The sequence below is a fragment of the Oceanobacillus sp. FSL W8-0428 genome (genome assembly GCF_038004405.1).
GTDB lineage: Bacteria > Bacillota > Bacilli > Bacillales > Amphibacillaceae > Oceanobacillus > Oceanobacillus sojae.
Genome location: NZ_JBBORB010000001.1, coordinates 831,300 through 851,467 on the forward strand (window position 1 = coordinate 831,300; position 20,168 = coordinate 851,467).

General features: G+C 37.8%; 21 protein-coding genes, 1 riboswitch and 1 other annotated feature. Of the genes, 6 read left to right on the forward strand and 15 right to left on the reverse strand.

Features of this window, described 5'->3' with window-relative positions:
• Nucleotides 1-33 precede the first annotated feature (33 nt).
• From MKY30_RS03615 to MKY30_RS03640, 6 genes are all read right to left on the reverse strand, one after another.
• On the reverse strand, nucleotides 34-900 hold the full coding sequence (locus tag MKY30_RS03615) for a Cof-type HAD-IIB family hydrolase (protein ID WP_341082844.1): 867 nt from the start codon (nucleotides 898-900) through the stop codon (nucleotides 34-36).
• A 260-nt stretch (nucleotides 901-1,160) separates the two neighbouring features.
• Entirely contained in the window at nucleotides 1,161-2,537 is a 1,377-nt protein-coding gene (argH, locus tag MKY30_RS03620) for an argininosuccinate lyase (RefSeq protein ID WP_147211785.1), read from the reverse strand.
• The gene (locus tag MKY30_RS03625) at nucleotides 2,534-3,787 is read right to left on the reverse strand and encodes an argininosuccinate synthase (protein WP_147211784.1); all 1,254 of its coding nucleotides are present in this window, start codon (nucleotides 3,785-3,787) and stop codon (nucleotides 2,534-2,536) included. The genes argH and MKY30_RS03625 overlap by 4 nt, the downstream gene beginning before the upstream one ends.
• A 244-nt stretch (nucleotides 3,788-4,031) precedes the next feature.
• Nucleotides 4,032-4,619: a GNAT family N-acetyltransferase gene (locus tag MKY30_RS03630; RefSeq protein ID WP_341082845.1), complete on the reverse strand. Its 588-nt coding sequence runs from the start codon at nucleotides 4,617-4,619 to the stop codon at nucleotides 4,032-4,034.
• A gap of 105 nt (nucleotides 4,620-4,724) precedes the next feature.
• Nucleotides 4,725-5,372 (reverse strand): SDR family oxidoreductase, encoded by a 648-nt coding sequence (locus tag MKY30_RS03635; protein WP_147211781.1) that lies wholly within the window; start codon nucleotides 5,370-5,372, stop codon nucleotides 4,725-4,727.
• 81 nt (nucleotides 5,373-5,453) lie between these two features.
• Complete coding sequence (locus tag MKY30_RS03640; protein WP_156985212.1) at nucleotides 5,454-5,867, reverse strand: GNAT family N-acetyltransferase; 414 nt, start codon at nucleotides 5,865-5,867, stop codon at nucleotides 5,454-5,456.
• 150 nt (nucleotides 5,868-6,017) lie between these two features.
• Here MKY30_RS03640 and MKY30_RS03645 point away from each other — a divergent pair, with 150 nt between their 5' ends.
• Complete coding sequence (locus MKY30_RS03645; RefSeq protein ID WP_147211779.1) at nucleotides 6,018-6,260, forward strand: hypothetical protein; 243 nt, start codon at nucleotides 6,018-6,020, stop codon at nucleotides 6,258-6,260.
• 364 nt (nucleotides 6,261-6,624) lie between these two features.
• Here the strand turns inward: MKY30_RS03645 and pstB are convergent, their stop codons facing one another.
• The 4 genes from pstB to MKY30_RS03665 all read right to left on the reverse strand — a co-directional run bounded on the left by pstB (nucleotide 6,625) and on the right by MKY30_RS03665 (nucleotide 10,378).
• On the reverse strand, nucleotides 6,625-7,446 hold the full coding sequence (gene pstB, locus MKY30_RS03650) for a phosphate ABC transporter ATP-binding protein PstB (RefSeq protein WP_186813695.1): 822 nt from the start codon (nucleotides 7,444-7,446) through the stop codon (nucleotides 6,625-6,627).
• A 55-nt stretch (nucleotides 7,447-7,501) separates the two neighbouring features.
• Entirely contained in the window at nucleotides 7,502-8,377 is an 876-nt protein-coding gene (pstA, locus tag MKY30_RS03655) for a phosphate ABC transporter permease PstA (RefSeq protein WP_341085588.1), read from the reverse strand.
• A 16-nt stretch (nucleotides 8,378-8,393) separates the two neighbouring features.
• Nucleotides 8,394-9,338 (reverse strand): phosphate ABC transporter permease subunit PstC, encoded by a 945-nt coding sequence (pstC, locus tag MKY30_RS03660; protein WP_147211776.1) that lies wholly within the window; start codon nucleotides 9,336-9,338, stop codon nucleotides 8,394-8,396.
• Between the two features lie 80 nt (nucleotides 9,339-9,418).
• Nucleotides 9,419-10,378, reverse strand: a complete 960-nt coding sequence (locus MKY30_RS03665) for a PstS family phosphate ABC transporter substrate-binding protein (RefSeq protein ID WP_186813693.1) — start codon at nucleotides 10,376-10,378, stop codon at nucleotides 9,419-9,421.
• A gap of 401 nt (nucleotides 10,379-10,779) precedes the next feature.
• Nucleotides 10,780-11,050 (forward strand) — a binding site (T-box leader).
• A gap of 98 nt (nucleotides 11,051-11,148) precedes the next feature.
• Here MKY30_RS03665 and MKY30_RS03670 point away from each other — a divergent pair.
• Complete coding sequence (locus MKY30_RS03670; RefSeq protein WP_341082846.1) at nucleotides 11,149-12,000, forward strand: SAM hydrolase/SAM-dependent halogenase family protein; 852 nt, start codon at nucleotides 11,149-11,151, stop codon at nucleotides 11,998-12,000.
• A 133-nt stretch (nucleotides 12,001-12,133) separates the two neighbouring features.
• Here the strand turns inward: MKY30_RS03670 and MKY30_RS03675 are convergent, their stop codons facing one another.
• The 5 genes from MKY30_RS03675 to MKY30_RS03695 all read right to left on the reverse strand — a co-directional run bounded on the left by MKY30_RS03675 (nucleotide 12,134) and on the right by MKY30_RS03695 (nucleotide 15,700).
• Complete coding sequence (locus MKY30_RS03675) at nucleotides 12,134-12,823, reverse strand: ABC transporter ATP-binding protein (RefSeq protein WP_147211773.1); 690 nt, start codon at nucleotides 12,821-12,823, stop codon at nucleotides 12,134-12,136.
• Nucleotides 12,824-12,829: 6 nt separating this feature from the next.
• Complete coding sequence (locus MKY30_RS03680) at nucleotides 12,830-13,900, reverse strand: ABC transporter permease (RefSeq protein ID WP_341082847.1); 1,071 nt, start codon at nucleotides 13,898-13,900, stop codon at nucleotides 12,830-12,832.
• Between the two features lie 87 nt (nucleotides 13,901-13,987).
• The gene (locus MKY30_RS03685; RefSeq protein ID WP_147211771.1) at nucleotides 13,988-14,926 is read right to left on the reverse strand and encodes an aminoglycoside phosphotransferase family protein; all 939 of its coding nucleotides are present in this window, start codon (nucleotides 14,924-14,926) and stop codon (nucleotides 13,988-13,990) included.
• Nucleotides 14,927-14,958: 32 nt separating this feature from the next.
• Nucleotides 14,959-15,516, reverse strand: coding sequence for a peptide deformylase (def, locus tag MKY30_RS03690; protein ID WP_147211770.1), 558 nt, complete (start codon nucleotides 15,514-15,516; stop codon nucleotides 14,959-14,961).
• Nucleotides 15,500-15,700 carry a helix-turn-helix transcriptional regulator gene (locus tag MKY30_RS03695; RefSeq protein WP_147211769.1) on the reverse strand — a complete coding sequence of 67 codons (201 nt, stop codon included), beginning with the start codon at nucleotides 15,698-15,700 and terminating at the stop codon, nucleotides 15,500-15,502. Before MKY30_RS03695 ends, def begins: the two co-directional genes overlap by 17 nt.
• Before the next feature lie 254 nt (nucleotides 15,701-15,954).
• On the opposite strand from MKY30_RS03695, the gene MKY30_RS03700 reads away from it, so the two are divergent.
• The 4 genes from MKY30_RS03700 (at nucleotide 15,955) to MKY30_RS03715 (ending at nucleotide 20,159) form a co-directional block, all read left to right on the forward strand.
• On the forward strand, nucleotides 15,955-17,058 hold the full coding sequence (locus MKY30_RS03700) for a YibE/F family protein (protein WP_341082848.1): 1,104 nt from the start codon (nucleotides 15,955-15,957) through the stop codon (nucleotides 17,056-17,058).
• Nucleotides 17,055-17,837: a YibE/F family protein gene (locus tag MKY30_RS03705; protein WP_339283438.1), complete on the forward strand. Its 783-nt coding sequence runs from the start codon at nucleotides 17,055-17,057 to the stop codon at nucleotides 17,835-17,837. Before MKY30_RS03700 ends, MKY30_RS03705 begins: the two co-directional genes overlap by 4 nt.
• Before the next feature lie 302 nt (nucleotides 17,838-18,139).
• Nucleotides 18,140-18,658, forward strand: coding sequence for an HdeD family acid-resistance protein (locus MKY30_RS03710; protein ID WP_147211766.1), 519 nt, complete (start codon nucleotides 18,140-18,142; stop codon nucleotides 18,656-18,658).
• A gap of 117 nt (nucleotides 18,659-18,775) precedes the next feature.
• A riboswitch (SAM riboswitch) is annotated at nucleotides 18,776-18,892 on the forward strand.
• Nucleotides 18,893-19,058: 166 nt separating this feature from the next.
• Nucleotides 19,059-20,159: an iron-containing alcohol dehydrogenase family protein gene (locus MKY30_RS03715; RefSeq protein ID WP_341082849.1), complete on the forward strand. Its 1,101-nt coding sequence runs from the start codon at nucleotides 19,059-19,061 to the stop codon at nucleotides 20,157-20,159.
• Nucleotides 20,160-20,168 lie beyond the last annotated feature (9 nt).

The following is a 20,168-nucleotide window of genomic DNA, read 5'->3' on the forward strand; positions in this document are numbered from 1 at the left end:
TGCCAAGCTAATTCTCAGCTTGGCATCTTTATTTTATTTATCCAATTCTCTTAACATCTCTTCAATAGCTTTTGCTACACCGTCTTGATCATTTGCCACCGTTTCATAATCGCATAGCTTCTTGATTTTATCAGAGGCGTTGCCCATAGCGACACCACGTCCAGCCATTTCCAGCATACTCGCATCATTCCAGTTATCACCCATTGTCATGACGTCTTCCATTGACCAGTCCTTATCCTCAATATACTTCTGAATAGCTAAACCTTTTTGAGCTTTTGGATGGTTAAATTCAAGATTCGTATCTCCAGAAGAGGTAATCACTGCTCCTGTTTCATCGCGAAGTTTTCTCTTAGCCTCCTCCAGCTGATTTTCCTCAAACGCAAAGGTGAGAATTTTATAGATTTCTACATTCTCATCTTTTAATGCTGTCTGCAAGCTTTCCACAAAGGAAACTTCCTCTAATTGAAATCGCTGTTCTACCATTTCGCGCATTTCTTCCTCGGAAATATCTGGATTAGCTGAACGCATAATATCGATAAGCACATCTAAAAAATGCTCCCTGCTTTCAGAAAGAACTCCTTTATTTGTAAATAACTCTACATACATCCCCAGCTTGCTGCACTCATTGGCAATTCGCGCAGCTACCTGCTTGTCCATAGAAATACTATTTATTTGCTTCCCATTCTCCAGGTATGTTACAGCTCCATTTAAGCTCACTACCGGACAGGTTATCCCCGCCGCCTGCAGAGGGATATTCGCAGCATGATAGGATCTGCCTGTTGCTACAATAAACTCAATACCTTTCTCCACAGCTATTTTTACTGCTTCCGCATTTGCCTCGCTAATTTCTCCATTTTCATTAAGTAATGTTCCATCCATATCTGATGCAATTAATTTCATTATACCTAACCGCCTTTTCTATAAAATAGAACTTAAAAAAACAAGGAATTCAGGATATTCTCTAAAGGAAATCCTGAAAATAGCTGCTATATTAAAAAGGAAAAAAACAGTACTCTTCTGTCTTATTGCTTTTATTTTCCCATTTCCAGATATTTTTAATCCGTTCTATTTTATTTTTCGTTGCAAAATAACAGAGCTCATCAGCAATTGATATGAGCTCCACGTTATTTTATCTCCCTTATCTACTATACCTCATTTACTTAAGACGATTCCAATAATTGCTCTGCCTTCGCAATTTGCTCCAGCACACTTTGTTTTGCCGTACCGCCGGCAGCAGACCTTGCATTAACAACAGTTTCCGGCTTCAACGCTTCATAAATATCCGCTTCAATAACCTCTGAATATTGTTTAAACTCTTTTAAGCTCAGGTCAAGCAGATAAGTTCCTGCTTGAATACAATTTAAAACAACCTGTCCGACAACGGCATGTGATTCACGGAAGGTAAGCCCTTTATTCACCAGATAATCTGCTAAATCAGTGGCATTGGAGTAATCATTCGTAACAGCGTTGTACATACTTTCCTTATTTATTTCCATTGATCCAATCATCCCGGCAAAGAGCTGTAGCGCGCCTTTCAGTGTCTCGTGAGAGTCAAACATCCCCTCTTTATCCTCTTGCATATCTTTATTATATGCCAAAGGCAAGCCCTTTAAGGTAGTCAGCATCCCGATAAGATTGCCGTAAAGACGCCCGGTCTTGCCGCGAACAAGCTCTGCTACATCCGGGTTTTTCTTCTGTGGCATCATGCTGCTTCCTGTTGTATAGGAATCATCCAGCTCAACAAAATTAAATTCTGCGCTTGACCACTGTACCAGTTCTTCACAAAGACGGGACAAATGTGTGCCGATTAAAGAACCGTTGGAAAGGAATTCCACTACAAAATCACGGTCACTTACAGCATCCAGGCTGTTTTCACAAATCCCGTCAAAATCAAGCTGCTCAGCTACAAAACTACGATCAATCGGGAAGGTTGTACCTGCCAGTGCTCCTGCACCTAATGGTGACTTATTTACGCGCTTCAAACTGTCCTCCAGACGTTCCACATCGCGTTGAAACATAAATACGTACGCCATCATATGATGCGCAAATAAAACAGGCTGAGCACGCTGTAAGTGCGTATATCCAGGCATAATGACATCTATGTTTGCTTTTGCCTGCCCAATGAGTGCCTGCTGGACTGTTTTTAATAGTGATTTTAATTCGGAGATAGCTTCCCTTGCATACAGACGCATATCCAAAGCTACCTGGTCGTTTCTGCTGCGTCCGGTATGAAGCTTGCCACCCACTTGTCCAATCTCTTCAATCAGCAGCCGTTCCACATTCATATGAATATCTTCATCTGCCTCAGATAGCTCTGCTTCCCCTGCTTCAATCTTACTGAGAACCTTTTTCAAGCCCTCAGCAATCTGGTCGGCTTCTTGAGCAGGTATGATACCGCATTTTTTCAACATAGCAACATGAGCCAAACTGCCTTTAATATCATATTTTGCTAACTTCTGGTCAAAACGAATCGACGAGGTATACTCGTCGACTAATTCATTCGTTGGTTTTGTAAATCTTCCACCCCATAATTTCACGGATTAACAGCTTCCTTTACCTCTAGTTTTACTTTCTCAATCGATTTCTTTCCCTGAGGACCATTTACTGAAGCATGTACCTGTGTAGGCAGTCCCCATAATTTAATAAATCCTAATGCTGCATCATGGTCAAATGCATCGTCCTTATTGTAAGTTGCTAAGTCAAAGTCATATAAGGAGTTTGCAGACTCTCTTCCGACAACATGTGCATGACCTTTATACAGCTTCACTTTTACTGTACCAGAAACATGCTCCTGTGTCTTCTCAATAAAGGCTTGCAGCGCCTCTGTTAACGGTGAGTACCATAAGCCGTAATAAACAGCCTGCGACAGCTTCTGCTCAACAATCGGTTTAAATTCTGCTACTTCACGGGGCAGAGTTAATGCTTCCAGTTCCTGATGTGCGTTAATCAATGTCATTGCTGCTGGAGCCTCATAAATCTCTCTTGATTTAATTCCAACTAAACGATTTTCCACATGATCAATTCTTCCAACTCCATGTTTTCCAGCAATCTCATTCAAAGTTAAAATTAATTCATCCAAATCTAATTTTTTGCCATCTAATGAAACTGGCTTTCCTTGTTCAAAAGTAATCTGAACTGTTTGAGCTTCATCAGGTGCATCTTCTGGATCCTGCGTTAAATCATAGGCATCCTTTGGCGCCTCTGCCCACGGATCCTCTAAAATACCACATTCGTTACTTCTGCCCCACAGGTTCTGATCAATACTATATGGACTTTCCTTTTTAATTGGAACTGGAATATTATGTTCCTTTGCATACTCAATTTCTTCTTCCCTGGACATTGCCCATTCACGAACCGGTGCAACAATTTTCAATTCAGGATTTAACGCTGTAAATGCAACATCAAAACGAACCTGGTCATTCCCTTTTCCCGTACAGCCATGCGCTACAGCTACTGCTCCTTCTTCTCCTGCAATATCCACTAGTATTTTTGCGATCAATGGACGGGATAATGCTGAAATTAACGGATATTTTCCTTCGTATAACAGGTTAGCCTGTAATGCCGGCAATACATATTCTTCTGAATAAAGCTTTTTCGCATCAATCACGTACGACTTAATTGCACCAACATCCAGCGCTTTTTGTTTCACGAACTCTAAATCTTTTCCTTCTCCTACATCCAATGCAACTGCAATCACATCATAATTATATTTATCCTGCAGCCACTTTACTGCTACAGATGTATCTAATCCTCCAGAATAAGCTAAAACGATCTTGTCTTTTGCCACTTAAAAAATCCCCTCTCATAAATGTGCTATTATCGAATTATTATGCATGATTATGTATAATAATGCAAGAGGTATTTTGAAATTTATTTATTTTTTCGGGAAATTCAGCTTTCCCCCTGTCCGCACAAGTAATTCCAAGCTTTTTTATTTGTTTACAGAAACATATAGAGCGGAATAAGTGAGCGTTTGTTCAGAAAAAAATCCTTTTTAGGGCAATAGATTTATGTATATTTTTCTTATTAAGTTATGTTTCATTTTTATATTTGTATTGTTCGGGAAAGTTAAAGTGATTCCCATTTAGTAATTTTCCCATAATCACCTGAAGGTTATCCTTTGAAATAATGGGTGCATCCTTTTTTATAACTTCCCATCCTTTCTTCCTATACAAATTTAATGCAGGCTTGTTCTTGATAGCAGTTGTTAATACAGCAGTTCCACAATTCGTATTCGCCAATAATTCATCATGCAGTTTACTTGCAACACCGAGACGTTTATAAGAGTGATTTACTGCCAGCTCCACAAACTCAAAACAATCAGCTAACCAAAAGTCTATTTTATCGTCTGATAATTGATTAGCAATTTTTTCTCTGTAAAATTGTTTGGACAAACTTGTATAGCCATATGCAAAACCAATTAATTTCCCTTTTGCATCCTTGCATTTCAAACCGATAAAACCTTCATAACCGGTATGCTTTCTTATATTTTTCACTGCATTTTCTTTATCTTCCAGCAAAATATTATCCGTTAAAAAAGTCATACAATATAGTTTTGCAATTTTTTCTATATCGGAATCATTGCTGTTGAAGTAATCAATTTCTATGTTTTCTAACATTTTAAATCCCTCTCTTCTTCACTATTATAAATATAACTTTCCGAGCTCCACACTAATACTTAACAATCAAAAAAGACGCCCTGAAAAGAGCGCCTGAATAAGCATTTAAATTTTCTTAACAGCATCGCTTACTGAATCTTCCCCGGTAATTAAATCGAAGCCCTTTCTATACGTGTTTTTCGCTTCCAATACTTCGACAATGACAGCTGCTACATCTTCGCGGGGTATGCTGCCTCGTTCCAGATTTTCACTCGCCTGTACTTTTCCTGTACCCGGTTCATTCTGCAAGCCGCCTGGACGAACGATTGTATAGTCAAGGCCGCTGTGTATCAACGTTTCATCAGCAAAGTGTTTAGCAACCATATATGGTTTAATTGGACTGTCTGCCCAGCTGTCACGATTATGCGCCTGGAATGCACTGACCATAACAAAACGTCTCACATTCGTATTTTTTGCTGCTTCAATTGATTTTACAGCTCCATCTAAATCAATAAGCAATGTTTTATCCAGACCGGTATGGCCGCCAGAGCCTGCTGTAAATACTACTGCATCTGCGCCCTTCAAAGCATCCTCCAAACCGGAAATACTGCCTTCTAAATCTGCTAAAACAGCATGAACTCCATTTGCTTCCAGTTCTTTTTTCTGTTCTTCTTTTCGGACCATTGCCGTAACCTCATGCTGTTCATTGATATGAAGCTGATTAACAAGATGTCTTCCAATTTGTCCATTCGCTCCAATAACAACTACGTTCATTCTTAACAACTCCTCTTCATATAATGCTTCTATTTTAAAATGTTCCCTTCCAGAAAGTATCCAAACTTGTTTTCTATCCGGTTAAGACTTGAGTTGCGCGAAAGCTACTGCATCTCCTTGATCACATGACTTAAATCCATTTTTCTCATAAAAATATCTGGTATTAGGAGCTTCCTCTGTTAACAATACTTTTTGATTGACACCTGCATATTTATTTAACACACTTTGCATTAATTCAGAGCCTATTTTTTGATTATGGTATGCATTTTTTACAAGCAAATCTTGAATATAAATAATAGATAGACCGTCTCCCACCACTCTAATTAATCCAATTAATTCATCTTCATGCCAGGCCGTTAAAACATATAAAGAGTTTTCTACAGACTGCTGCAGCCTATCCACATCTTTTGTGTAAGCAGACCAGCCAACGTCTGTATACAAATCCTCCAAAGGCCTCTGATCCAGCTTTTTCATTTCTTGATAATTAATTTGCATACTATTCACCTTCTTATTTTTAAACTAATCTTATTATAACCTGCAGACCAAAGTATACATAAGATAACGCTTTCCTAATTATATACAGTACGTTTTACCTTTTATATTAAGGGAAGAATGATTATATGCTTAGCAGAAGGTGGGATTAATATGGATTCAGCTAAAAAAGGATTTATTCTGAGCGGAATTATTTATTTTTTCATTTCTATTCTATATGAGCTTTATCCGACAAATTGGCTGGCTTTAATCGAGCTATTGGTTGTGGCATCTTTTATTCTATTATTATTATGGACTTATACCAGTTTCACAACCAGAAGGTATATCCATCTCTTTATAGCATTGGTCATACTTGTGCCAGCTGCATTTAGAATTATTTATAGAATAGTTTCTTAATAGTAAAACTTTATTCAGCGGGCGTTTTTCCCACTGTTCTTGTTAAGGAAATCTTACACCCGATTGCACCGTGATAAATATAAAGAAAACGAGTGATTTTACAAATCATTAAAGACTTTTATAGTTTCCTGGAGCAGAAAATTAGACAGAACAAGATTTTTTCCAAAATAAAGAACTAAGCTAACAAAAATGGATCTATTATAATGAATCCTGCGTTATCCACACGATGTGGATAACTTTAAAAACCCTCTTCTGGAAAGGCCATATAAAATATTCTCTGTTCTTCTATCATACATTGAATTTATCCATTTGAAATACAAAAAAGAATGACCCGGAAAGCCATTCTCATAGAAGTCTTATTCACTTATCCAAATCGTCCAGAGATATAATCTCCTGTGCGCTCATCCGTAGGATTATTGAAAATATGATCTGTTTTATCATATTCAATAATTTCTCCATTCAGGAAGAATGCTGTCTTGTCAGAAATCCGGGCTGCCTGCTGCATATTATGCGTTACAATAACAATGGCATAATCCTTCTTCAATTCCTGTACAAGCTCTTCAATTCGCAGAGTTGATTTCGGATCCAGCGCAGATGTCGGCTCATCCATTAAAATAACATTCGGCTCGACGGCTAAACAGCGGGCAATACATAGACGCTGCTGCTGTCCACCTGATAACCCATACGCATTATCATTAAGACGATCCTTTAATTCATCCCAGATAAATGCGCCACGCAGGCTTTTTTCAACGATCTCATCAAGTATCTTTTTATTTTTAATACCATGGATTTTTGGGCCATAAGCAATATTTTCATAGATTGATTTTGGAAATGGATTTGCTTTTTGAAATACCATTCCCACCTGAGTCCGCAGATCTTCTACACGAAACGATTTATCTAAAATATTTTTTCCTTTATACGTTATCTGACCAGATGTTTTTACAATTGGAACCAGTTCCACCATACGGTTCAATGTCTTCAAATATGTTGACTTTCCGCACCCGGACGGCCCAATAATTGCTGTTACCTCTTTTTCCTTAATATCCATATTAATATTTTTTAAAGCATGTGTTTCTCCATACCATAAATTTAACCCTTTTGTATCATAAACTACTTCTTTTTCCACTTCCGGTTCGCTTCTTTCGTTTTCATTTCTTACAAGTTTCAAGTTAATTGCTTTTGTCATTACAGTACTCATTTAGGATAATCTCCTCTCTTATATTAAATCTCTTTTCATTTATTTAGTAACGCTGCTGAAATTTATTTCGAATCAGGATTGCGATAGAGTTTAGCAAAAATAGCAAAACTAATAGTACAATAATTGTCGCTGCTGCTAAGTTCGCATATTCTGCTACAAGAGAAGCATCAATAGTCCAATAATAAATTTGCATTGGTAATGCCGTAAATGTATCAAAAATACCTTCTGGAAACGGGATTAATAAAGCTGGTATACCAAGAACGGTTAATGGAGCTGTTTCCCCTATTGCACGCGATAATGCTAAAATTGCTCCCGTTAAAATCCCAGGTAATGCTGCCGGCAGAATAATACGACTTACAGTCTGCCATTTTGTTGCTCCCATGCCGTAGGACGCTTCACTCAAGCTACCCGGCACTGCCCGAAGAGCTTCTTGTGCTGCAACAATTACGATTGGAAGCACAAGCAAAGCTAATGTTAACCCGCCAGCTAAAATAACATTTCCAAATTCTAAAGCACGGACAAATAATGTCAGGCCTAATAGTCCGTAAACAATGGATGGAACACCTGCTAAGTTAGAAATATTTGTTGCAATAAAGGATTGAAGTTTTCCTTTCTTTGCATAAAGCTCCAGATAAATTGCTGTCCCTACTCCAATTACCATTGTTACCGGAATAACAACTACCATCAGCCATGCAGTTCCTAGAATTGCTCCCATAATACCCGCTCTGCTTGCATCCGTTGATAGATGGTTCTTTAGAAAGTCAATATTGATATATTCTATTCCCTGCGTAAAAATACGGACAAGTAATACTGCCAGTACAATCAGACCAAATAATGTAGAGGCAAAGAAAAGGCCTTTCCAGCCTGCATTCTTTCGTACACGAGATGACATACGCTTTCCAACCAGTTCTGCATCCATATATTTTGTTGCCACCTTAGTACTCCTCTCTAAATTTACGTGAAATATATTTTGCTAATAGATTCATAATTAATGTGAAAACAAATAACGTTAATGCCACAGCATAAAGACTATAATAAATTGTTGTTCCTGCTGCTGCTTCTCCCCCAGCTACCTCTACAATATAAGCAGTCATTGTCTGCATAGACCCAGTAATGTCAAAGGAGAAATTCTTAGAGCTTCCACTTGCGATAGCTACAATCATCGTTTCCCCTATTGCCCGGGAAATACCAAGCACAAAGGAAGCAATAATTCCTGATAATGCTGCAGGGATAACTACTTTAAATGTTGTCTCCAGCTTCGTTGACCCAAGTGCTAAAGCTCCTTCTCTCATAGAGTTAGGAACAGATGACATCGCATCCTCTGACAGCGAAGCAATCATTGGAATAATCATCACACCCATGATAATTCCCGGACTAAGAATATTTGTCGCTTCAATAGATGGGAAAATCATTCTCAGTAAAGGTGTTACAAATGTAAACGCAAAGAACCCGTAAACAATTGTTGGCACTCCTGCCAGGATCTCCAATAACGGTTTTATCACTCTTCGTACGTTATCAGGAGCATATTCACTTAAATAAATCGCCGACATCATCCCGATTGGCCCAGCTACCAGCATTGCAATAACTGTTGAGATAATCGTTCCATTTAATAAAGGTAATACACCAAATTCAGGGTTTTGGCTTAACGGCTTTAATACCGTTCCTGTAAAGAAATCAAGAATCGGCACATTCCGGAAAAACGCAACTGATTCAGCAAACAAAGTATAAATAATCCCGATTGTTGTAAGAACCGATATGGAAGCAATAATCAATAATAGACCCGGTATCATCCGTTCTAATTGATTAAAAAATTTCCGCTTCCGCTTTTGTTGCTCAATCATTTCACTAACCGACGTACGGTTCTTATTATCTGCAGCCATTATTCAAAAGCCACCTTTCCTCATCAAAAAATAAGAGGAAGATGAGAGGTGCAGCTGCACCACTCATCTATCTTCTTTTCTTATTCTATTCCTTCTAAAGCTTCCAGCTGAGACTGAACTTCCTCATCAGGAATTGGTGCAAATCCAGTCTCACCGGCAATATTATTCGCATTTTCTAAAACATATTTTGCATAATCAAGAACTTGTGGTTTTTCCTGTGCATGATTTACATTCAAGTAAGTGAATACGGGACGTGTATAATCTGCGTAAGGTCCATCCTCTGCAATGGTATCCAGGGAAGGTTCAACTGCCCCTTCTCCAAAATCAATAGATACTGCATTAATCGTGTCCTGATTACTTTGATAGTAACCAAATCCAAAGAATCCAATGGCATTCTTATCTTCCGAAACCAGTGTTACTAATGTTGAGTAATCTTGCTGAAGATCAATGCCATTTACTAAGTCTTGTTCTTCTAAAATAGTTTCGTAAAAGAACTCATATGTTCCATGATTTTCATTTGGACCATACGTTTTAATATCTTCATTTGGCCAAGAATCATCAAGATCTGACCACTTTGTATATTCACCAAGGAAAATCCCCTGTACCTGCTCTGGTGTTAACTCTGTTGCCCAGTCATTATCTGGATGCGTCACAATTGTTAAACCATCTAATGCAACCTTTAACTCTTGAACCTCAATACCTAATTCATCTGCTTTTGCCTGTTCTTCTTCTTTTATTTCTCTTGATGCATCATTAAAGTCTGTCCCGTTTTCAACTAGGAATTTTTGAAAACCTGCACTCGTCCCGGCACGACTTACTTCTATCGAAACGCCCTGCTGCTCATTTAACATATAGTCTTCAGCTAAACGTGCCATTAATGGAAATACAGTACCTGAACCATCAATTGCGATATTTCCTGTCAGTTCTTCTCCATTATCAGATCCAGAATCTCCTGCACTATCTGCATCATCTGAACCACATGCTGTTAAGAAAACTAAAACAGAAACTAAAAAGAATAAAGTAATACGTTTAAAGCTCATCAAAGGGCCCCCTTAAAATTCATCCTATATTTACTGGACATTTCTTCTCTGTCCTTACTTTGAAGTATAGAGAAGAATTATTAATATAGTTTGTTGTTAATGTAAAGAGTATGTAAATTATCTTAAAGAGGGCTTAATAAAGTTAGAAAATCCAACTGAAGAAAAGATATACAGCTGCTACGTTCTACGCTCTTTTGTATGCTTGTCCCGTTTTAAATGAAAAATATCATTTATTTCTTTATTAATATCTTATGCACGGATATTCCATTTATCATTTAAATGGATAAACTTCCGAAATATCTTATATTACCATCTCAGCTTTCACGTTATCATTTTGCTACAACCGCTTGCATTTTATATGACAATTACTTATAATGACGATAATTCACATTTGTTATTTATCAAAAGCGTTGAAGAGGAAAAGTAAGATTCACCTATTTTTTCACAGAGAACTTCGGTAGCTGAAAAGAAGTAAAAATAAGAATCTGAACAATGGTCTCTGAGCTTCGTGCTGAAAGTATCCCTTAGATATAAGTAGGTTCCGGCGAGATTTGGTACTCGTTATCAATACCACAGTATAAAAGCTCCATGCTTTCGTACTTGATGAGGCTGTATGTGTGAGCATACAGTAAAATAAGGTGGTACCACGTAAATTCCAGCCACGTCCTTATCGTTTATTCGATACGGGCGTGGTTTTTTAATTTCTTATTAGAAAAGGAAACCAGCTACTCATCAGCGAAAATAAAGGCTAACATACAGGAGGGTTTTAAATGGGCAGAAATTTAGTAATTCAAACAGACTTTGGTATCAGTGATGGTGCAGTAAGTGCAATGTATGGGGTGGCACTTACTGTAGATTCCAATCTCCGGGTATTTGATCTGACACACAATATCCCGCAATATAACATTTGGGAGGGTTCTTATCGTTTGTATCAAACTTTACCATACTGGCCAGAAGAGACGGTTTTTATTTCTGTAGTCGATCCGGGAGTTGGTACTTCGAGGCTGAGTGTTGTTGTGAAAACGGTGAATAACCAGTATATCGTGACACCAGATAACGGAACACTTACTCATATTAAGAAGGATATCGGCATCAAGGAAGCAAGAATTATCGATGAAAAAACAAATAGGCTGCCCCAATCAGGTGAATCCTATACGTTTCATGGCCGGGATGTTTATGCGTACACCGGAGCAAGACTGGCATCAAATACAATTACCTTTGAAGAAGTCGGACCGGCTATTGATACAGATGATATTGTCGAATTAACAAAACCGGAGGCATTTATAGAAGATGATATTGTCTACGGTAATATTGATATATTGGATATCCGTTTTGGTAATCTATGGACCAATATCAGCCGAGGGTTATTCCAAAAAATCAATGTTGCACACGGTGATGCTTTTGAAGTTACCATTGCCACTAATCGTCAGCAAGTATATAAAAATATCATGACATATAGACATTCCTTTGCCGAAATTCGACTTGGTGAGCCTTTACTATATGTGAATTCATTAGATAATTTAGGCGTAGCTATCAACCAGGGTTCCTTTGCCAATGCATATCATGTTGAAACAGGACCTCATTGGCAGATTATTATTCGTAAAGCGTCGAAAACGGATTGATTTTAAATAGATAATAGTGTTTTATTCTATGAGGATTTTTTAACAGCAAAGCTTTAAATGATATGAAATATTATTCAAATAAAAAGTGATCCATTGCCGTAAACCGGCTCTGCATCACTTTTTATTACGTCTACTATAATGTATCATACACTCTTTCCTGTAATTCCATCTTACCGTCTGTAATCTTATATACTTTATCACAATCATCAATCAGGCGCGTATCATGGGTCACAACAATGGTTGCTGTCTGCTTTTCTTTGGTTATTTCTTTCAGCATATTCATTACCTCAAACGCGCGATCAGAATCGAGGGATGCAGTTGGCTCATCCGCTAAAATAATACTTGGGTTGGTATAAAGTGCTTTGGCAATTGCAACCCGCTGCTTTTCCCCGCCGGATAAGTCCTTCGGAAAGTTACGGATTAAATGGTCAATTCCCAGTGACTGATAAAGCTCCTTCGCCTCCTCCTTTTGCAGATTCCCTTTCTTTACCTTATCTAACAGCTGCATCTGCTGTCCGACATTTAAATAAGGTATGAGATTAGATGCCTGTAATACAAAACCGACTTCCTTCAGCCTTAATGCAGCACGTTTTTTCTCCTTTAAATCCGCCAAAGCTGTTCCATTAATCATTACTTCCCCGTCAGTTGGTGTCTGCAGTCCGCCTGCAATAGTTAAAAATGTACTTTTTCCTGATCCGGAGGGACCAATCACAGCAATTAATTCTCCTTTTTCAGCTTCAAAATCCGTTTCTTTCATTGCTTCCACTTTTGTTCTGCCGGTTCCAAAAGTTTTCTGTACCTTCTTCAATTCTAAAATAGCCATGCTCTCTTACCCTCCTATCGCCTTTAATGGATCAATTCGTACAATGGTCTGTACGGAGATTAATGCTCCAATTACTGACACAACAATCAGGATGATTCCATAAATCAACATTTCGATGTAATTAAAGGCTACCGGTACTGCCGCAGGTAAAAATAAGCCTGTGATTACCGCCAAAAACAGCCCGATCATAACACCAGCTAAAGAAAGTAAAAATGTCTGGGCCACTACAGAGCCGGCCAAGTACCCGGATGATATCCCCTGCGCCTTCATTACCCCAAAAATACTTATCTTCTGAATGGTAAGTACATAAAGAAAAATTGCCAGTACAACAGCCGATATAATAAATAAGAAGTATATCATCAATGTCAGCGTCAAATTTTGTTCTGTATAGCCTGGTAAATTTTCTATAAAAGTTTCTGTATCAATAACCTGTAATGTTTCGTCTGCTTCCACATTATTTAAATTATCTGTACGAATGATGAAGGCATTAATCGCATCACTATCTTCTTCAGCAAATTCCCCGTATTGAAGGGTCTCCAGTGTATCCTGGTCCGTGAACAGTACTGGCGCTGCATTAAACCTTGCTTTATCAGTAAATCCGACAATTTCTAACGTTTCATCTGTAGAAGACAGAGAAAGCTCGTCACCGATTTCAAAGCCGTCTTCTTTTAATGTATCATCAGCTATGACTTCCCCTTCATCCACAAAAGCATTTCCTTCGGTAACATCCGGCATGATAAAGGAAGATGAATCTACTGCAAAAATATATACATTTTCTTTTTTATCCCCGTTACTGGCAATCGCACTCAGCTGAGATAATTCGGTATATTCATCAACGCCGCTCCCATCAAAATCATCCTTGGACAGGATAGATTGCTGCAGCCGCAAATCCGATTCTTCTGTCAGAATAATCCCATCTGCTTCCCATTTATCAACAGCTTCACGGTTTAATTGCTCTAATCCATTTGCCAGCCCTGATAAAAAGAAAACCAGGTAAGAAATAAGCACCAAAACACCAATAACCAATGTAAAACGCAGCTTGTTATTCCTTATTTCGTTCCAGGCTAAAAAAAACATAAATTCACTTCCCTTTGGCTTCATTACAACACAAATACCTTTGCCTATTCCCTTTTTATAGCGTGTTTAACCCGATATCATAAAGATTTAGTTTTCAAGATCTGTTAATTCTTTTAAGTAACCAATAATTTCATCTTTATCCTTTGTACTAAGCTCTTCATATAACAGCTGCTCGGTAAACTCCCAAATATCTTCAAGTTTCCTTTTTAACTGATAAAAAGTGAGAGCATCTTTATTTATATGATAATTTTTATGATATTTCCGATAAATTTCCATAAATTTCTTGAAATACGGCTCACTTGTCAGAAACATCATGTCTGCTTCAGCAGGAGCCAGTTTCAAACCCTCCCAATCGATTACCAACAGGTTCTCTGCCTGCATTAAATTCCAATGATGAAGGTCCGTATGGCACAGCACCCTGTTTAATGAGGCAGATTTCAGTTTTGTTGAGAGCTCTTTTACGTTAGTAATCCACTTGTTTATACGCTCCTGGTTCTCATGCAGAAATAAATGCAATTCTTTTGGAACATGCTCCTCACTGTAATCGAGCACCTTTTCCAATTCTCTTATAAAGGGTACCTCAAAATCTTCTGTCAGGGCCCCCGTTGGAAAAGGGATTTCCTCACCAAATGAATGAAGTGCAGCAATGATATGTGCCAATTCTTCTGTCTGCTGCTCTGTTAAATCCTGTTCACCAATTGTCTTCCCATTAATAAAAGGATACAGTAAATAAATATTTTCCTCATCGTCACATTTGTAGTAGCCTTCCTTTGTCTGCATCGGAACAGGAATTCTACCTTTTAAATTACTGTTATGTTCTATCCATTCGACTATCGGAACATATTGATCAATCAATGCAGTTAATTTTGGTGTCGACGCCCGGTTCTTTTCATATACCTTTAAAAAATAAACAGCTTTACCTGCTTTTATCTCAAAGGCAAGCGATGCCCATCCCCCTTGTTTGGATTGTATTTGTACCGGGTGGACGTCATATTCTTCTTGTAACATGGCAGTAAATTTGTTCATTTCCAAACCTCTTTTCTGAGAATTTTGTCCTCCTATTGTAAATTCAAAAATGGTTTTTCTTTATCAATACGGTCAAAAAACATAATTCCATCCAGATGATCCATCTCATGCTGAACTAGAATAGCGCTATATCCTTTAAAGGCATAGGTATGCTTCTTTCCTTCTATGTCAAAGGCCTTCACCTTTATTCTTTCATAGCGCAGCACATGCCCGCGTATTTCTCTATTTACAGATAGACATCCCTCTCCCTCCGGAAGGTAGATTGTATTTGCAGAATGGCTGATCAGCTTAGGATTAATCAGCTTTAATTCTATTGTTTCACCCTTTTCCGTCTGGTAAAGTGCTGCAAACATTCTTTTGTTGATACCCACTTGATTCGCTGAAAGCCCAGAGCCCGGCCTTAACTTATATTTCCTTGCCAGTTCAGGATTCTGACTGTTTTTTAAATAGGTCAGCATACATTCCAGTTCTGTTTTCGTTTCTTCCGTAACAGGCATGCGCACTGGATCCAGCTGTTTTCTTAAAATAGAAGCTCCTTCTTTTTTAATGTCTTTCATTGTAATACGGTACCCTTTATGGAATTTCGTCATAAATAAACACCTCTTCCAGATTTTTATCCAGCGCTCTGGATATTTTAAATGCCAGCACTAAAGCAGGGTCATATTTATCATTTTCAACACAGTTAATTGTTTGTCTGGAAACGCCACAAAGAAGAGCCAGCTTTGCTTGAGTTATATTTGATTGCTTCCTTATTTTTTTGATAAAATTTTTCAATGTTCAAGCTCCTTTTGTCAAAAGTATTTGACAAAATTATAGCATTACTCCCTTCATAATGTCCAAAGCTTTGGACATTATAAAATACCCTCCTCCTTTTGGTACATACTAAAATAAGAAGGTTATGCATCTCCCCTTTGCTTTATACCGGAAAATTTTTCGAAGTTGTATGTATCTCCTTCTAATTAAAAGTGTTATCATAGTATATGTTTTCAGAAATACAAATAGGAAACCCTATTTTTGGAGTGATCACATTGAAAGCATGGTTAAAAAACCGGACAAAAAGCCAAATAATTACCGTTTGTTTATTACTGATCGGTTTTATTGCATCTATGATTTTTATCAATAATAATTATGATTTATATGATAGAACGATTGTTCAAATAACCGATGTGCAGGAAATAAATAGAGAAGATCAGGTTGATACACATGGAAATAAAGACGAGCATGTTACACAGCATATCGTCGGGGAAGTAAAAAATGGACCTGATAAAGGAAATTTAACTGAATTTGACAATGAATATATCCAGTCCCTGGCATTGGATTATGAACTGGCTGCTGGAGACGAGATTTTTCTTGCCCAGGATGGCGAGGCCACTGGTGATATCAAACGGGATAAATATTTCGTATTTGTAGCATGGATATTCCTGGCTATTTTATTAGCTGTCGGTAAATCCAGAGGAGCTTTATCTGCACTCAGTCTGCTCGTCAATGCAGTCATCTTATCGGTTGCTTTAGATATTTATATTCAACATCCAAGCATCAGCTTGTCGCTCATTACATTAATCAGTATCATCATTTTTACGGTGCTGTCTTTACTGATGGCAACAGGCTTTAATGAAAAGACCTATACAGCTATTCTCACGACACTGATTGGTACAGGTGTATCTCTGGTTATTGCTTATGTAGCACTACAGTTTACTGCTGAACAGGGCTTACGCTATGAAGAGATGGCATTTCTAACCCGGAATCCGCAAACTATCTTTATGGCAGGACTTTTGATTGGCTCATTAGGAGCCGTCATGGATGTTGCTATTACCTTGTCTGCTTCCATGTTTGAAATGTATGAGAAAAATAATCATATTAGCCTAGAAACATTAAAAAAAGCCGGATATGAAATAGGCAAGGATATTATGGGTACAATGACAAATATTCTATTTTTTGCCTATGTCAGCGGATCGATTCCAATGCTGTTAATTTATTTTAAAAATGCAGCTCCATTCGGTTTTACTGTATCCATGAACCTTTCTCTTGAATTAGCACGTGCTTTAGTTGGCGGAATTGGTATTGTCCTGACTATTCCTATTGCTGTGTATATATCTATTTTCTTCATCCGCAGAAAGCAGGCGAAATTATGAATGTACTCGTATTACTGGCAATCGTATTATTTGCACTAATGGCTTGGGTTGGCGGAATGAAGGGTGTTCGGTCCTTTATCGCACTCTTTATTAACTTTCTCATTGTTCTGATGGCTGTTTTCGTCATGAATGACCCGTCCGGAAACCCGATTATTATTGCGCTTATCGCGGTCGGCTTTATCAGCGCGGTCAGCCTCTTCTTCATTAATCAGGTAAATAATAAAACAATGCTTGCTTTTTTAGCGACGATTGCAACGACGGTTATCTTAATCTTTTTCATTATTATTCTGACCGAACAATCAATGATTTACGGACTCGGAGAAGAAGAGTCTGGCGAAATAACCACGTTCAATGTTCATATCGGTCTTAATTTTGTTCAAATTGCTACAGCAGTTATTCTGATGAGCACCATTGGAGCAATTGTGGATACAGCAATTTCCATCACCTCTCCCATGCGTGAAATTTATGAGCAGAATCCGGAGATTTCCAGAAAAGATTTATTTTTAGCCGGCATCCGGATCGGCAGAGATATTTTAGGGACAAGTACAAATACATTGTTCTTTGCCTTTTTCGGAGGCTATATGGGGCTGTTAATCTGGTTTAAGGATTTGGATTACTCGGTAGGCGATATTATGAATGCGAAAGTGTTTAATGATGAATTGCTGACAATCTTTATTTCCGGTGTCGGAATCGCCCTGGTTATTCCAATTGCCGCTCTGATGAGTGCGTATTATTTGAAGAGAAAAAAGAAAGATATCGTGTTAGAGGATAATGAATAAACAAAAATATAATCTAGTTATAAGAGAGCCTAGCCGCTGCAAAATCAGTGTCTGGGCTTTCTTATATATTTTATATTATAAAAATTGAATTATCCTTCTTGAAAGAAAACTTTCAAAGTCTCTCACTCAAAAGTACCGAAAATCACTACCATTGCCAGAAAATTCATTATGAACAGCAACACTAATCCAGTTTAGGTTACATACGTTTTTTTGTTTAAATGTAAATATTAAATCTATTTATATAGTAAAAACATGATTTTTACATTAGAATAAAAAAAAAGACATAAGGGAGGCCAAACTAAATGATTAAAGACTTCAAAGAAAACTTTCAACGTCATGCGATACTCCGTGCAGTTATATTTATATTCATCGGTGCAGCTATTTTTATTAATCCAAATGGATTCTTGCATTTTGTGGGTTATTTGATTGCAGGGTATCTAACTTTACTAGGTGTTATTAAAATATATCAAAGCTACAAATTAAAACAACAGACCGGCACTTATGATATAGGTTTAGCAGGCGGCATTCTTTTAATTGTATTGGCTGCTGTCTTCATTTACTTTGCACCAACACTTTTCTCGATTTTACCGTTTTTATTAGGTTTAGCGATTATCATCAATGGACTAATGCAACTGATTGTAGCCTTGAATATAAAAAGTACTGGCTGGACTATTTTTTGTATTCTCCTCATGGTTGGAGGAGCTGTTCTTGTTTTTAACCCTTTCAAAAGCACGCTTATACTATTTCAAACCTTTGGCGTCATTCTGACATGTATAGGAATCTCTGAAATTGTGGGACATTTTCAAAATAGAAGAAAATAATAGATATTAAAGATGTAACTTATTATTTCTGCTTATATATCTATATTTAGCACTCTTTCTAAAGCCATTGACTTTTCATATATTTCATATTAAGATATAACAACAGTTACATAAGAACTCTTATTGAGAGTGGCGGAGGGACTGGCCCGACGAAGCCCGGCAACCTTTCTAGAATTCGTTCTAAAAAAGGTGCTAAATCCTGCAAAGCGCATTATGCGCTTTGGAAAATAAGAGAGGACGTTTAGTAAATAAACTTTTTCAACCTCTCTAGAGCAAATAGAGAGGTTTTTTATGTAACATTTAAAGAGGTTGTTCAAAAAGTCCAATAAATATAATACGGTGAATTTCTCCGTACTTTTTGAATTCTATTTAAAGTTATTTTAAAAGGGGACATCTTATCATGCAAATAGCTACTGTAAAGGGCTCACCAGGCCATTATCAAATTGGTGAAGGTGCTCTGAAACACCTTGCAGAAAACTTGAATGATCTGCATGTGGAACGAATTGCAGTCGTTACCGGCAGAACTGCCTGGGAAAAGGCAAAACCATATCTTCCAGCTGTAATTACAGATAACATAAAAGAGAAAGATATACATTTTGCAGATGGGCATTGTACTGTCGAACGAACCAGCAGACTTGCAAAGATTTATCAGGAACAACAGGTTGATGCTGTCATTGGTATTGGCGGCGGAACAGCTTTAGACATAGCGAAAGCATCCGCTATAAATGCACAAATAAAAAGCATCTTAATCCCAACCATTGCAGCAACTTGTGCAGCATGGACCCCGTTAAGTGTCTTTTATCAGGAAGACGGAGCGCATTCTCATTATACAGAATTTCCTGAGACCAATACATTGGTCATAGTAGAACCGGCAATTATCGCAGAAGCTCCTGTAAAATATTTAAAAGCAGGGATTGGCGATACGTTGGCAAAATTCTATGAAGCCCGTTCTTTAGTGGAAGCCTTCTATCCTGCTGGTACACTTCCAGTCTGGCTGCAAATTTCTCAGTTCGCAGCCCGTTCCTGCAAAGATATTTTGCTTGCTGACAGTGAAGCAGCAATTAAAGCTTGTGAAAATAATCAGGTGACAGATGCACTCATTCGCGTTATTGAAGCCATTATTGCAACAGGTGGTATGGTTGGAGGCTTTGGCGGGAAAGCTGGACGTATTGCCGGTGCACATTCTATTCATAATGGTTTAACAGCAGCACCGCAAATCGCTGATTCCCTTCATGGGGAAATCGTATCCTACGGTATTTTAGCTCAGCTTGTCATAGAACAGGATATTGAAGAGCTTCATAAGCTCTTGAATTATTATGAAGCATGGGGCTTTCCAACAAGCTTGGCAGACTTCTCCATACAGACAGATGATCAGGAGCTGTTGGAAGCTATTGCGGAGAAGGTTACCCGTGAAGAGGAATCTATTCATTTGATGAAGAAAGAAATCAATGCAGATAAAGTTATTAGTGCATTCTTACAACTTGAAGACTATTCAAAATAAAAATGAAAG